We start from the raw sequence: 14,756 nt of genomic DNA on the forward strand, positions 1-14,756 counted from the left end.
CCATTAAAGATCATTTTCTAAATCGTTCCCATTAGTTTCAATAACTTTTTTAAACCATTTATAACTCTTCTTAGGGACCCGTTTCATATCACGTAACTCGTGGTTGCCACGATTTACGTACACCATCCCATAGCGTTTTTCCATATTTCCAGAAGAACTAGGAATGTCGATTAATCCCCAACCAAGATAACCTAAGACTGGGACACCATCTTCCACAACCGCATCAATCATCGCTTGGATATGGTCACGATGATATTCAATTCGGTAATCATCTTGAATCTCTGTCCCATCGAATTTTTCACGATAACCGATACCATTTTCAATTGGAAACATGGGAATACCGTATTCGTTGTAAGTCTTAGTGATAACATCACGGAATCCTAATGGATCAATGTTCCATCCCCAATCTGTAGCCTTTAAATATGGATTTTCGACCCCTCCATAATCTAGATAACGATTAGGCATCGTTCCCTGTGGAATTTTGGTTGAATCAACAACGTTACTTGCATAATAACTAAACGAAATAAAATCACTCTTCAATTTTTCAAATGCTATTTGATCTTGTTCTGTAAAATCGATATCAAAATGATGATTCTTGATATACTGGGTAACCTCAGTCGAGTAGTGGCCGTGTACCCAAGCCTCCAATAAATTACGATTCAAAAATTCATCAATTTGGCGGGCCACATAAACATCACGCGGACGACAATTTTTAGGATAAGATTCCACATATGCTAACATCCCTCCAATTTGAGCATCACTAGTTTCGTGCACATAATTAGCGACTTGGGCATGGGCGGTCATTACGTGATGAGCAATTAACTGGAGTTCTTCGTCAGTTTGGTCACCTTTCAAATAGCCTGCAATGTGGAAAGCTTCTGTCTGTGAATATAAGTTTTGTTCATTAAAAGTTACCCATAGTTTCACACGATCGCTAAAGCAATCCACCATTTTCTTACCAAAACGCACAAATGCGTCAACCACGTGGCGACTCATGAAGCCGTTGTATTTTTCCGCTAAATGTAATGGCATATCGAAATGATACAGGCAAATCATCGGCTTGATTCCACGTTTCAGTAAATCATTAATTAATCTGTCATAATATTGGATACCTTCTTCATTAAAATCCCCATCTCCGGTAGGGTTTACACGACTCCATGAAATTTGGAAACGATAACAATTCATTCCTTGATTAGCCATCAAATCTAGGTCTTCCTCATAATGATGGTAATTATCAATAGCAACATCCCAGTTTGAGGTAGTTTCGGTTGCTTCATATGTATCATAAACTGATGGTCCCTTACCGCCTTCATGAACACCTCCTTCTGTCTGCATGCTTGATGTTGAGTTTCCCCATAAAAAATTATCTGGTAGTTTTCCTTTCAAAATAACGCTCCTCTCTAATTGAATTCGCTTTCATTATAGCTTTATTTTTTATTTAAGTAAATACTTTTATTTTAAAAGACTATACTTTTATAAAAATTGTGATTGTATTTAAGATACGCTAAAATGAGGGTAACGTCTTAAAACGGAGTTTTAAACAATATGTATAAATACGAAAAAATCTCGCAAGCGATTCGCAAACAAATTATTGAACAAAAAATTAAACCTGGAGCTTTACTGCCGGATCAAAATCAATTAGCTAAAGAATTTAATACTACTCGTATAACGATTGGCAAAGCACTCCAATCCCTAATTATTGAAGGGCTTATCTATAGCAAACGTGGTGCTGGGACGTTTGTTAGAAAAGATGCTCATTTGAATGACGAATTTACTAACGATGTTGATAAACCTTTGGGGACTACCTCGACTCATCCGCATAGTAAAGTCACCAGTAAATATATTCATTTGACTGCTCGGATTGCTAACGAAGTCGAAAAGAAAAATCTTCTACTAGAAGATGGTGAGACGGTCTACGTCATCAAACGGACGCGTTTTATCGAGGGAAAAGCTTATAGTTATGAACAAACAATTATGCCAACTAAAATTGCAACAATAACCGAAGAAGTTTTAAAAAAATCTATTTACCAATATCTAGAACATGAGTACCATTTAGAATTAGCTGGTTCCCATCGACAAATCACTGCCCGTAAAGTTTCTGAAGAGGACGCTAAATTTCTGGGTGAAAAGTTGGGCGATCCAATCCTAGTGATTAGCCAAACTAGTTACTTAGTAGATGGAACCCCTTTTGAATTTTCTGAATCTCGTTTTCCATACCGATCTAGCGCAGTATCTGCGGATGTCAATTTACTTGAATAAAAAAAGCGTTCAGAAAAAATTTTCTGAACGCTTTTTTTATTTTTTAATTTTTAAAATAGATTCTGTATCCATTCGTTTAGAAGTTATGCGGTTTACTTGTGCCTGTTCATCTTCAAATCCTAAGCCAATCCCAACGATAATTTCCTCATCACTTGGAATATTTAACTCCTCTCTTAAAATCTGCGGATACTTCACAAAGTTATATGCGACGATCGAGTCAATACCTTGTTCAGTCGTGGCCAACAAAATATTTTGACTAAATGCACCTAAATCAAACAAAGACCATGGTGTATATCCTTTTGGTAAGGTCAAATAAACTACAGCTTGAGCATTATAAAGCTGACTGGCTTCTTTACCCAAAGTTTCTTGCCAATTATCTCCCAAAACTGCTGGTATGCCATGGCTCCATTCAGCCATGTTCTTTTGAGCTTGTTCGGACCAGCGCTTCCGCGACATTGGAGGAATATCCGAATTAGTTTTTGCTCCTGTAATTGCCAATTCCTGTTGTTGCTTTCTAATAGCTTCCAAAGTCTCACCTTGGGCTACATAAACTTTTTGCGGTTGCGAATTGACCCATGAAGGTGCTTTTTGAGCAATTCCAATCATTTCTTTTAATTGTTTTGAATCTATTTTTTGATCCGTAAAATGACGTACGGAATGACGCTTTTGAATTGCCTGTTTGACTTCCATCCTGTCTAAACCTCCGAATCGTTTATTGCAAATTTAGAACCATACTGCAGGTTTTAGTATACGACTTAAAGTTTACTTTAAGTCAAGAGTTGAAAAAGTTTATTGCTCAATAATCTACCAAATTAACTTTATCAGAAATTGACATGACTTTATTTTCACCTTTAAATTCCATTTTAGCCCATAAACCATAACGACCCCCAAAAGCTAGAGTCTTAGTCTAACTTTTGAGGGCCACTATAAAATTATGTTGTAGTTTTTTATTTATCAGTGTTTTCCGCAGCAACCTTTTGGAATTCGGCTACTAAATCGGCATTTTCCGTAACCTTGAAGTTCATTCCATTGCTAGCTGATTGAGAAGTTACTAATACTTCTGGTTGGCCATTATGGAACGTAAATAAGTACATGTATTGGTCACCAGTATATACAGCTACTACCTTGTATTCACTGTCTGCCTTTTCACTTCTTGTCCATTGCATGGAAACCTCTTGCTGGTTGACATATATTTGTCCCTTAGAGAGATAGTCAGGGAAACTTACTCCACCGAAACTAACGGATGCGTTAGCATTCGTACCTGTGTAAGTTTGGCCCATGGTTTGTTGCCAACTTGAAATGAAAGCTGCCAATTCTGAATCTTGTTTGTCAGTCCAAATTTTCTTTTCAGTCTTTTTAGTCTTCTTTGAAGAAGATTGTGCTTTAGATGAACTTGATTTACCTTCTTCAACTTTGATCACTTTTGTACTACTTGATCTATCAGAAGATGAAGTTGTGTTCGTGACGTGATTAGGATAAAAGAACTTATACCCTGCAATCACGACGATTAACGCGAGAATAACCCAAACCACCGAATTGATTGAGCCAAACGAGCGCTTTTCTGGTTTTTTCATATGTCGCATAATAATCACCTCGTTTAGTCTATTATACAGTAATTTGATAAATTGGAAATTAACTGTAATTACTCTTTTATAGAGGACTACTTAATTTATAAAAAATCACATTACATCAAACCTGACGTAATGTGATTTTTAATTACCTTCTATCTTTCAACTTCTTGTAACTTTTGATTGTCATCTAGTTGAGATTTACCTTCTAAATGTTTCTTTTGAAGTTGAACCATGCTGAACCATAGCAATGCAAGAGCTATAATTGCGAACAATAATAGAGCTCCCATTGATTGAACAACCGTGATATTTCCTAAACCAGACGTAATGGATTGACGGAATGACAAGATTGAGTACGTCAATGGCAAGAATGGATGAATTGCATTATAGAAACTGTTTGTAACTTCCATTGGGAAGGTACCACCCGAACCACCAAGTTGAAGCATCAATAGAATCATTGCAACGAATCGACCAGGATTATCGAAGGCCATCGATAAGAACATAACGATGTACATCGACGTCAAAGCAATCATAATTGCGGTTAAGTAGTATTGACCTACATGATCAACATGGATACCAGCAACCATCATAATCGTTGCTTCAATCAAGGCCATTCCAAGAGCAACCGCTGTACCAACTGATACTTTACTCAAGAACCAGTCTGTAGCTGTACCACCACGCTTAGAAATCTTACGGATTGGGTAAGCGAAGTTAAAGACGATGGCACCAACATAAAGGGCTAATGAAAGCACATATGGTGCCAAAGCATGCCCATAATTTGGCACATAACTGTAATCAGTTTGTTTCAAATGGGTTGGAGCAGCGAACATTTGAGCAGTTTTGCTTGTAAGAGGAACACTGTTAACTTGTTTTGAACCCTTTTCTAAACTATCTGCTAGCGTACCATTACCATCACTAATTTGTTTGCTACCGTCAAGCAGCTGATCAGAGTTAGCATCTAATTCACTTGCACCGGCATTTAGTTTATTAACACCGTCAATTAGTTCACCTGTACTTCCATTTAAGGTTTGAAGTCCATCATTTAAGGTATGACTTCCTGAATCTAACTGTTGAACGCCACTAATCAAGGTTCCTGTGCTTCCGTTTAGAGTTTGAAGTCCGCTATTCAATGTGTGACTTCCTGAATCTAATTGTTGAACGCCACCTACAAGAGCTGGAATTTGACCATTTAATTGGTTAAGTCCACCAGTAACTTGTGATGATCCACCAACTAATTGGTTGCTACCAGCAGCTAACATTCCTACACCACTAACCAAGGTTGGCATTTGTGAACTAGCAGTACTGATACCACCATTAAGTTGGCTTACACCATTTACTAAAGCAGCTCCGTTTCCACTAAGTTGAGAACTACCTTGAGTTAATTGGCTAATTCCAGATTGTAATGCCGGCATTTGGCCATTGATAGTAGTTAAGGCTGTATCAAGTGTTTGAGCACCGCTAGTTAACTTCTTAACATTATCTGAACTCTTATTAGTTTGGCTAGCTAAATCACTTGCACCGTTGTTCAATTGCGACACACCATCAGATAACTTAGATGCTGAGCCTGAGAATTTATCCACGGCACCTGAAAGCTTGCTTGAGCTGTCTGAGAGGACCTTCAAGTTATCAGTAACACTTTGTGATCCTTGAGCCAAGGCTTTAATCTTAGCAGCTAATGTGGCCATTTCGTCACCGTTTGCAGAAAGTGAATTTATTCCTGAAGCAACCTTTTGGAATGAAGCACTTAAAGTTGCAATCTTAGCATCTAAATCAGCTTGTTTTGAAGATAATGAATTCAATTTTGAAACTTGACCTTCAACACTACTAATTTCACCTTGAATTGCTGAAATTTTACTTGTATCAATAGTTTGTGAGGTTGTAGTTGATTGGGCTGTGCTTGCACCAGAACCAGCAACACCTGCTAAAGCGGCCTTAGCTTTAGCTGCATCTTCTGCGGATAGACCAGCTCCATCAATTTTAGCGTTGATTGTAGCTTGTGATACTCCTGAGGATGCTGGTGCTGCTTTAGTAGTAGTCGTTGTTTTAGCTGAACTAGCTAAAGCACCGACATCACTCTTAATTTTATTTAGTTGGCTACTAATTGAACTAGCTGCACTAGAATTGTTTCCGCCAGAAACATCTGTTTTAGATAGCGCTGCTAGTTGTGAATTGATTGAATTTAATTCACTCTTCAAAGCACTAGCTTGCTTACTCATATCAGATGGAGTAATTTGGCTTGAAAGTTGGTTCAATCCGTTAGAAACTTGGCTATTAGCACCATAGAGTTGTTTTGAACCACCCGCAATACTATCAACAGCTGACTTCATTTGGCCAACGCTTGATGGTAAGTCCTTAGTATTATTAGCTAAGCTAGCAATACCACTTTGTAAAGTGGAAGTACCATCAGAAACTTTAGTAGTGTATTCGTTGATTCCGCTATTTAAATCACTTGCTCCAGATGAAATTTGTTTGATGCCACCTACTAATTCACCAGTATTAGCATCTAATTTTTGGATACCACTATTAAGTTGATAAACACCACCAACATATTGAGGAACTGCAACATTTAGTTGAGCAGAACCATCTTTTAGTTGTGATACGCCAGTAACTAAAGCACCACTCTTAGATTGTAATTCAGAAATACCTTTATTTAGAGCAACTGCTCCGTTAGTAACTTGTCCTGAACCATTAGCCAACTGTGATACACCAGAAGATAGGGCACCAGTTTTGCTGTTCAACTGATCTAAGCCAGCTGATAATTGACTTGAACCACCAGCTAATTGAGCTACACCGGATGCCAAAGTTCCAGTCTTACTGTTTAATTCATCCAAGCCACCAGTTAATTGGCTTGAACCATCTGCTAACTGTTTTACACCAGATTGCAGAGGAGCCACAGAAACCGCCATTGTAGCAATTCCATCGTGTAATTGTGATACACCGGCCGTATAAGTCTTAGTACCATCGTTTAGTTGAACCGCGCCGTCTTTAAGTTTATTAGCACCATCGGCCGCGTCTTTGAAACCTTTACCAGCTTTTTTAACTTGATCAAACATAGCTGTAGCATAAGATTTAGTAACTTGCTCCCGTACTTGAGAGTTTAACTTTTCTGTACCTACGTCACTAATTACTTTACCAATGTAGTTTAGCGAAGCATTAGTAGAATACTTCAACTGCATCTTTTTAGGATTTTTATCTGTTACAGTTGCAGCATTTGCTGAGAAGTTCTTAGGGATTGTGACTACTGTATAGTACTTTTTATCCTTCATTCCTTCTTTAGCTTTATTAGCTGAAACGAATTTCCAGCCTAACTGGTCATTTTTCTTCAGATTGGAAACCATCTCGTCCCCAACTGCGAGTTTTTTACCTTGATACTCAACGGGTTTATCTAAGTTAACCACTGCGACTGGCAAATTTTTTGTATCTCCATACGGATCCCATACTGATTTCAAGAAGAAAACACTATATAGGAAAGGAATGAAAATAATTGCCAGAACTGAAATTAAGATTAACTTATTTTTCCCTATAAACTTCCATTCTTTGCGAATCATCCAACTAGTCCCCTTTAACCTTTAATTTATATATCCGGATATATGAATCATGATGTACTTCTAAAAGATCTATCGCAATAACTTCTTATCTTTTCTCAAGATGTCAATCAGTTCTTGGACCTGAGCCAATGCGTCTTTGATCGTCAATTGGTAAATATTACTTGTCCCAACCTTGCGGACGGAAACCAAATTGAGGTCTTTTAACTGCTTGATATGGTGTGATACGGCTGGTTGTGAAAGACCAATTAGCTTAGTTAGTTCACTCACCGTCAGCCCCGCATCACTTTCGCCAAGTGTAATCATAATTTGTTGACGGCGTTCGTCAGAAAGGGCATCCAACAGTGGGATGTTCTTCTTGAACGCAGCAAGAGCAGCATTGTTTTTGACCATCTTTCTCCTCCATTCGAATATTCGAATATTTAAATACAAATTAAATCTTAACGCTAAATTTAATTCAATTCAACCTTAAGATTAACTTTAATTATTTTTCTTCTAGATCAGACAATAAGTCCTTAGCCATCTTCTTGGTAAGCATAGAAATAATGGCACTATGCTGGAGGGAAACCACCGCCGTTTCGGCTAATAGTTCGTTCCACAAATTACGCGGTCCATGTTGAGAAATTCGTTGGACTTCTTCGTTAAAAGCATTCACAAAATTATTGTAAGCCCTCCTTGAACTGGTCAACTTAAGTTCAGCTTCGAACCCTCGTTTAATTTCATCTAAACTCAAAATGCTTTTTAAACATCCAATGATGATGACAGCAGCCAGTTGCATCCGTCCGTACAGTTTACCTTGTGGGCGAATAATGACTGCTTGCTTCAGATAATTATGCATCATCGTTGGTGTTAACAAATCGACTTCTAATGGACGCAAATAATTATTAGCCAAATCAATTACTTGGTCCAAATGAAGTTCAATATTTGGTAATTCATCCCATTTGGGCAAGCTCATTTTGGCAAAATTTTCTAATTGTTTTGAATCCATTTGATCTCCTTCAATTACCTTATTTAATAATTTGTACACCAATGCCAATTAATCCTGGACCGGTATGTACTCCCAATGCAGGTGAAATATCTCCATTATAAAATTTTCCCATATTAGGGTATTTATTTTTAAACTCAGTACTAATTTGATTCATTAACCCCTCATTGAGACCGTGTACCACAGCTAAATTAAACTTTTGAGCATTTTCAAGGGTATCATCAACTAATTGTAGCATTTTTTTAAGGGCTTTTTTCTCCCCATGTGCCTTCGCCACTGGATAATAAATTCCCTCATCATCACATGAAATAATCGGCTTCAAATTAATAATGGAACCCACCAAGCCGGCGACACGTCCAATTCGCCCACCCGCAATTAAGTATTTTAAAGTTGGAACATAGAAAAATACCTTCGTTTGATTAGCTACCCGCTGAACTTCCTCAACGATCTGATCGAACTCCCAGCCTTCTTCAATCACTTCACTTGCTCTTACTGCAGCAAACCCACTAGCAATTCCAATATTTTTAGTATCAATTACCTCAATTTGAAGTTGGGGGTAATTTTTAGCATATATTTTAACTTGCTGTGCTGTTCCAGATAATCCCGAGGAAATGCAGACAGCAATAATTTGCGTAAAGCCTCGTTTTGACAAATTGTCTAGTGCTTTTGTGATTAATTCACCCTTAGGACTGGCCGTAGTTGGCAAAGGATTGGCCTTAGCCAACTTTTGATAAAATTCATCTGGCTCAATATTTACACGATCTTGGTACTCTTCTTCCCCAAAGAAGACTCCCATCGGAATCATTTCAAAATATTCCCGATTGGCAATTTCAGCTGGTACATCGGAACACGAATCGACCAGCACCGCTATTTTTTGTTTAAGCATGCTAACTTCCCCTTTGTTTTAAAAACTATCTATCTAGTTCATAAAACTAGTATAACAATTCCGATGACTAACTTAGCTATTTAATAAATTTTTCCTAGTACTACTAGCTTCTTTTCGTTACATTAAACTAACGATTGAAACAATCCGGTGGTATTAAATGGTAGAATAGTTTTAATATCTTTCAGAATATCGAGGTTTCATCTTGAATAAAATCGAATTAGCAACCCAATTTATCCAACGACACTTACACCAATTTCAGTGTCCCATCTGTAAATCGAATTTCAATGAAGTTCAATCCGGGACTTTAATTTGTAATAATCAGCATTCATTTAATATTGCCAAAAAAGGAAGTCTCTTCTTTTTAAATAATCCTGTTAACACTGAATATACTAATGAGATGTTAACTTATCGAAATCAGTTTTTGACGGCTGGTTTTTTCAACCCGATGTTAGAAGAAGTTATCAATAATATTTCGGGAGATTTAATTTTAGATGCAGGTTGTGGAGAAGGAACTACTACTAAATGGATGGCATCTCATTTCGACGGAGACTTCGTGGGTTTGGATATCTCTAAACCAGCGATTAATATTGCCGGCTCTGGAATTGCTCCTCAACCCTATCCTTTATTTATGGTGGGCGATTTAGCTCAATTACCTTTCGCAGATCAAGGTTTAACTTCAATCGTCAACATTTTATCTCCAGCCAATTATCAAGAATTTGATCGAACGCTGGCAACCCATGGTGAATTAATTAAAGTGATTCCTGGAAATCATTATCTAAGTGAACTTCGACAACTCGTCTACCCTGATGGTGAACATGCGACCTATGATAATGCTCCGGTTAAAAACCATTTTATCGAACACTATGAACACGTCGAATTTTCTAAAATCAGCTATAAATTTCCGCTTAATGATAAATTATTCACGGCTCTTTTCAATATGACACCTTTAACTTGGCAAGCTCAGGATCGTAAAGAGGCTATTTTACAAGATGGGTTAAAAGAAATCACGGCGGAATTTGAAATTGGTGTAGTTCATAAATAATAAAAAGGCTTCAATCAATGTTAACGAATTGATTGAAGCCTTTTTATATATTATTAATATTTTAAATTTATTGTAGTTTTTGAATGTACTTGGATTAAGTACTTACTTATTCTTGTCTATTTATTTTCAAATAACATGGTCAAACGTACCTAAAAAATGTCCTAATATCATGAACAATGTCTCGCAAAGCCTGAAAAACAAGTTTTAGAATCCATCAAACAGCACTGTTATCCTGAAGTTTGCATATAACTTAAGTTTTAATTGAAAAATAATTGGGTTAAAACAAAATGAATATCTTAGCTAGAATGCAGATATTCACAAAAACATAATTAATAATACCCTTTGCTCCTGTACCCGAAGCAACATCTTCAACCTTACGCTATTACTTCAGCAGTGTCAAATTTAACGAATTAAAGTTTAAAAAGCTCCACCACCGGAACCTCCTCCAAAACCACCAGAACTACCTCCACTAAATCCGCCGGACGAACCACTGGAACTAGCTGATACTGAGTGTGAAATAGAAGTACTAATACTGTTAGCAATACCTACATGCATTCCATTGATTCCATAATAGTAGGCATAAAATGGAACATTTTCATTTAATTGAGTTCCAAAATCCGTCTTTAGTTTTTTAGCAACCTTTTCTGCCAACCCAAAAGCGGTGGCATATGGCAAAATTTGTTCCCAAAGAATTAGGTCACCAATCTCAGCCGTATTAAAATGAGCAATATCTTTCATCATCTGTTTAAATCCTCGGATTTGATTATATTGCTGCAATCCAGCCTCGTTATACATTGAAACCTTATCCCAAGTAGCTAAAACCCAAGCTTCAATTATCAACGTTAAGACTATTCCGCCTATCCAGTACAAGTTAGTTGCTTCCCCAAATCTTCCGATAATTCCTACTATGAAAGCAAGGATTGGAGTAGCAATTGCTAGCCCAAGCAGTCCATGACGATAACTAATATTATACGTATCTTTAAAGCGGGCTAAATTGGTATCAACCTCGGACTGCCACTCCTTGTACCATGTAGCTACATTATTCTTCTTGTCTTTTTTAGCATAATCATTAATTTGCTTGATAGTAACTTGTTGACCATCACCAATGCGGTCCAAGCAGCGATCAACAAAGGACATGTTGAATTTACCTTGACGCTCAATTTCAGTGGTTTCCTTACCTCGCTTGCCATAGGGAATCTGTTTGAACTTCAATTTACCTTCAGCCGCCAAAACTAACATTTCAGCAGAAACACCCTTAGTATCAGCTTTACTCTTGTTAAATAGCGCTTCTGCCTCTGCTGGTGAGATGCTTGGGACGTCAAAACTATGTTCCATGGGCGTCGGGATATCATATTGATGATATCCATGTTTTTTTAACCAACCCATCATACCGATTAAAATCAGTACACTTATGATGGCACTGGTAATTTTAGCATAAGCCGCAATGCGTTGAGCTCTTGCTTGGGCTTCATTTTCACGCTTTACCAGTTGATATTCCTGTTTTTTTACTGCTGCTAGATGATTTTGATTAACAATTTTTTTATTATCGGGAGTTAAAGCCGTGGGGAATACCATATGTGCTTCCACAAAAGTGTTCTCTGGATTGTCTCCTATATCTAAAGTTACTTTACCTTTAGCTTTATCCACCGTAGTGTAGCCTGCAGCCTCCCCATGAGACCAAGCATGAAGTCCTTTAACATTCTTTCCAGGTAATTTAATGGTGACTTGCGCATCCTCTAAGGGTACGTCCCAACCCGATCCAATTACTTTCCAATTAATTTCAGCTGTATCTTTGTAGTTGGTCACCACCCCGTTAATCCGATAATGGTACGTAATTTTGGTTTGGTCATCACTTGATACAGCATTATAAACCCTAATTTTCATTTGCTTTTTACTTGATTCAACTTTAGCAGTTAAATTTTCACCGCTGTTATTAATAGGAACTTGGTTTTGGGTTCCCTTGTTATTAGAAACGGTAATCCCCTCTAATTCTGCTCCCGCAGTTCCTCTTAAATCTTGAGTCAAATAAACTCCATGATAATCATCATCAAAGTCGTACAAAACACTTTGATTGATGTTGGCGCTCCCATCCTTATTTACATTAATCTGCATTCTAAATTGTGAAATTTCGTAATCCGCCTTAACTGTCTTAACATTCCAAAAAATACCGAAGGTTAGCATCGTGACTAACAATAGGAACGTTCTTTTCGTAAAAAATTTCATATTACTCCCCCAAAAATTGTTCAATAATCCCCGTTAAATGTTAGTCAAAGTATAGCATACGTGAGCAGGTGCGGACGATGGTAGAATCTGTTTCAGAGTTGATAAAAATGCTTTTCTAAGTCCTTCGATATTTATATCTCGGCTACCTTTCATACCGCCGTACCAACGATAACGTTATGACTACCGCATTAATTAACGTTGTTAAAGCTGTCACACCAGCGATTATCGAAAACGTTGCAAAGCACATTGATGTAAAATACCCCATCAATGTAACGACAATGAAAGCAACGACTACATAATTTTCTAACTTTAGCGTAGTTTTGTTGTAATAACTTGCAATAACAATTCCGATATAAAATAGCGCTATCCCCACATACAGACACGTAATCGAAAATATAGCATTAGCTTCAGATTCATGGGTAAAATCCAAGGCCACCGTGACTAAACTCAAGCCAAACAAAATAAAGTAATGTAAATATATTAGTAAATTTCCAGTTTCATGGGTACGCTGTTCTTCAATTAAATGATCAAACTCCACAATATACGTAAAAAATAGACTAACTACAATTATAAAAATCATTATGGATTGAATTGAAAATGTATTTTGCGTGAAATATTTTGAAATACCTACGATGGTTTCACCGAACATAATAATAATCAAGGCCGTTAGTCGTTCTAATAAATGAGAGAAAATAATGGGGTGCTTTTGAGTATGTTTCCCGGTAAAAGCGGGTATAATCCAACTAGTGATAATTCCAAACAAGGCAATCGTCGTCCCTCATCTGCCAGCCAACACTCCCCCCGCTAACAAACAAGCCGTTCTAAAAAACAAAATTCTCATAAAAACCATCGCAATGTTTCGGTCATACTCATTTTTAGTTTGTACAAAAACTAGTAAGTATTGAATTGCCAAAGTTAGTGATAAAAGCCCTGCTGCTATAAAGAAGCCAATTAAGTGTCGGTCAAACGTGTCGGAAAAAGCATTCGACATATAAAGTACAATCGCCATATCGACAAAAGATAAAATTACATTAGACCATTGGGACTTCCCATAGCGATTATTAAAAACCGTCTGAACCATCCACGAATTGATCGAAACGATTACAACTAAAGTAAAGATACTTAGTGCACTTGGGCTAATTACACCATTTTGTAGATGATGGATTAACCCTGTTACTTGTGAAATCATATATACAAAAACTAAATCGTAGAAAAGTTCGATCATCGAAACTTTTTTTAACAGCTCATTTTTCACAAAAATCACCTTCATTATCTAGAGTCTTTATGGATATCATAGCAAATTTACCCCCGTAAATTTAGTTAATTTATTTTTTTAAATGTAAGCATTTTATTTGAGCTATATCAATAAAACCTTTAATATCTGAACCACAAAAGGAGGGATTGTATAATGTTTAAACATCAAAAGGAACTACAGTTTGAAGCAAAACCAGATCGCCCAGATCCAATCGTTGCTAAGTACCTTCAAGAATTAATTGGGGGACAATATGGTGAAATGAGTGTGGCCATGCAATATCTTTTCCAAGGCTGGAGTTGCCGAGGAGAAGAAAAGTATAAAGATATGATAATGGATATCGCCACTGAAGAAATTGGCCACGTCGAAATGTTGGCTACCATGGTGGCACGACTTTTAGAAGATGCTCCCATCGCCGACCAACAAGCTGCTATGCAAGCGAATCCCACAGTTGGAGCCATCATCTCTGGAATGAACCCCCAACATGCTATTGTTGCCGGTTTAGGCCCTCGCCCTGCTGACAGCGTTGGTAACCCTTGGAGTGGTGCCTACATTATTGCTAGTGGTAACCTACTTGCCGATTTTCGTGCTAACCTCAATGCTGAATCCCAAGGTCGACTCCAAGTTGCTCGAATCTATGAGATGATTGACGACCAAGGTGTTAAAGACTTACTTTCTGTCCTACTAGCTCGTGACAGTTATCACCAAAATCTCTGGGCTAGTGCGGTTAAAGAACTCGAAGAAAAAGAGGGTTCAATGTTAGTACCGACGACTTTCCCTCGGGATAAAGAACGTAAAGACATTGCTTACGATTTCTACAACTTCTCTCAAGGAGATGAGAGTAGTACCGGGCCATGGGCCAGTGGAGAGGCTTTGGATGGCGAAGGTGAATACCACTGGTATGACGAACCAAAAGTAGAAGGTTCGGCTCCTAATCTAAAACCCGTTTCTCCTAAAATGTATGGAACCTCTGAAAATAAATCAGAAATTTAAATA

11 protein-coding genes and 1 pseudogene are annotated in these 14,756 nt (G+C 37.5%); 3 read left to right on the plus strand and 9 right to left on the minus strand.

All coding sequences use genetic code 11. The annotated features are described in order from the left end of the window. Positions 1 to 3: 3 nt before the first annotated feature. The gene (locus tag PEPE_RS08635; RefSeq protein WP_011673872.1) at positions 4 to 1,386 is read right to left on the minus strand and encodes a glycoside hydrolase family 1 protein; all 1,383 of its coding nucleotides are present in this window, start codon (positions 1,384 to 1,386) and stop codon (positions 4 to 6) included. A gap of 159 nt (positions 1,387 to 1,545) precedes the next feature. Between PEPE_RS08635 and PEPE_RS08640 the strand changes: the two genes are divergently transcribed. After that, the gene (locus PEPE_RS08640; RefSeq protein WP_011673873.1) at positions 1,546 to 2,259 is read left to right on the plus strand and encodes a GntR family transcriptional regulator; all 714 of its coding nucleotides are present in this window, start codon (positions 1,546 to 1,548) and stop codon (positions 2,257 to 2,259) included. A gap of 36 nt (positions 2,260 to 2,295) precedes the next feature. Here the strand turns inward: PEPE_RS08640 and PEPE_RS08645 are convergent, their stop codons facing one another. The 6 genes from PEPE_RS08645 to PEPE_RS08670 all read right to left on the minus strand — a co-directional run bounded on the left by PEPE_RS08645 (position 2,296) and on the right by PEPE_RS08670 (position 9,243). After that, positions 2,296 to 2,949: a nitroreductase gene (locus PEPE_RS08645; RefSeq protein WP_011673874.1), complete on the minus strand. Its 654-nt coding sequence runs from the start codon at positions 2,947 to 2,949 to the stop codon at positions 2,296 to 2,298. A gap of 257 nt (positions 2,950 to 3,206) precedes the next feature. After that, positions 3,207 to 3,842: a DUF4767 domain-containing protein gene (locus PEPE_RS08650; protein ID WP_011673875.1), complete on the minus strand. Its 636-nt coding sequence runs from the start codon at positions 3,840 to 3,842 to the stop codon at positions 3,207 to 3,209. A gap of 140 nt (positions 3,843 to 3,982) precedes the next feature. Then, on the minus strand, positions 3,983 to 7,375 hold the full coding sequence (locus tag PEPE_RS08655) for a YhgE/Pip domain-containing protein (protein ID WP_011673876.1): 3,393 nt from the start codon (positions 7,373 to 7,375) through the stop codon (positions 3,983 to 3,985). Positions 7,376 to 7,444: 69 nt separating this feature from the next. Beyond that, a complete protein-coding gene (locus tag PEPE_RS08660) occupies positions 7,445 to 7,765 on the minus strand; it encodes an ArsR/SmtB family transcription factor (protein WP_011673877.1) in 321 nt (106 codons plus the stop codon). 91 nt (positions 7,766 to 7,856) lie between these two features. Continuing rightward, the gene (locus PEPE_RS08665) at positions 7,857 to 8,360 is read right to left on the minus strand and encodes a DUF1836 domain-containing protein (protein WP_049752783.1); all 504 of its coding nucleotides are present in this window, start codon (positions 8,358 to 8,360) and stop codon (positions 7,857 to 7,859) included. A 19-nt stretch (positions 8,361 to 8,379) separates the two neighbouring features. Continuing rightward, a complete protein-coding gene (locus tag PEPE_RS08670; RefSeq protein ID WP_011673879.1) occupies positions 8,380 to 9,243 on the minus strand; it encodes a DegV family protein in 864 nt (287 codons plus the stop codon). Between the two features lie 202 nt (positions 9,244 to 9,445). On the opposite strand from PEPE_RS08670, the gene PEPE_RS08675 reads away from it, so the two are divergent. Then, positions 9,446 to 10,285: a methyltransferase domain-containing protein gene (locus PEPE_RS08675; RefSeq protein ID WP_011673880.1), complete on the plus strand. Its 840-nt coding sequence runs from the start codon at positions 9,446 to 9,448 to the stop codon at positions 10,283 to 10,285. Between the two features lie 417 nt (positions 10,286 to 10,702). Here the strand turns inward: PEPE_RS08675 and PEPE_RS08680 are convergent, their stop codons facing one another. After that, positions 10,703 to 12,508 carry a DUF2207 domain-containing protein gene (locus PEPE_RS08680; protein WP_011673881.1) on the minus strand — a complete coding sequence of 602 codons (1,806 nt, stop codon included), beginning with the start codon at positions 12,506 to 12,508 and terminating at the stop codon, positions 10,703 to 10,705. Positions 12,509 to 12,650: 142 nt separating this feature from the next. Then, positions 12,651 to 13,778 (minus strand): annotated as a pseudogene (locus PEPE_RS08685) (low temperature requirement protein A). A 138-nt stretch (positions 13,779 to 13,916) separates the two neighbouring features. On the opposite strand from PEPE_RS08685, the gene PEPE_RS08690 reads away from it, so the two are divergent. After that, complete coding sequence (locus tag PEPE_RS08690) at positions 13,917 to 14,753, plus strand: manganese catalase family protein (protein WP_011673884.1); 837 nt, start codon at positions 13,917 to 13,919, stop codon at positions 14,751 to 14,753. Positions 14,754 to 14,756: the final 3 nt, after the last annotated feature.

It is taken from the genome of Pediococcus pentosaceus ATCC 25745, from assembly GCF_000014505.1.
In the GTDB taxonomy this organism is placed as follows: Bacteria; Bacillota; Bacilli; order Lactobacillales; family Lactobacillaceae; genus Pediococcus; species Pediococcus pentosaceus.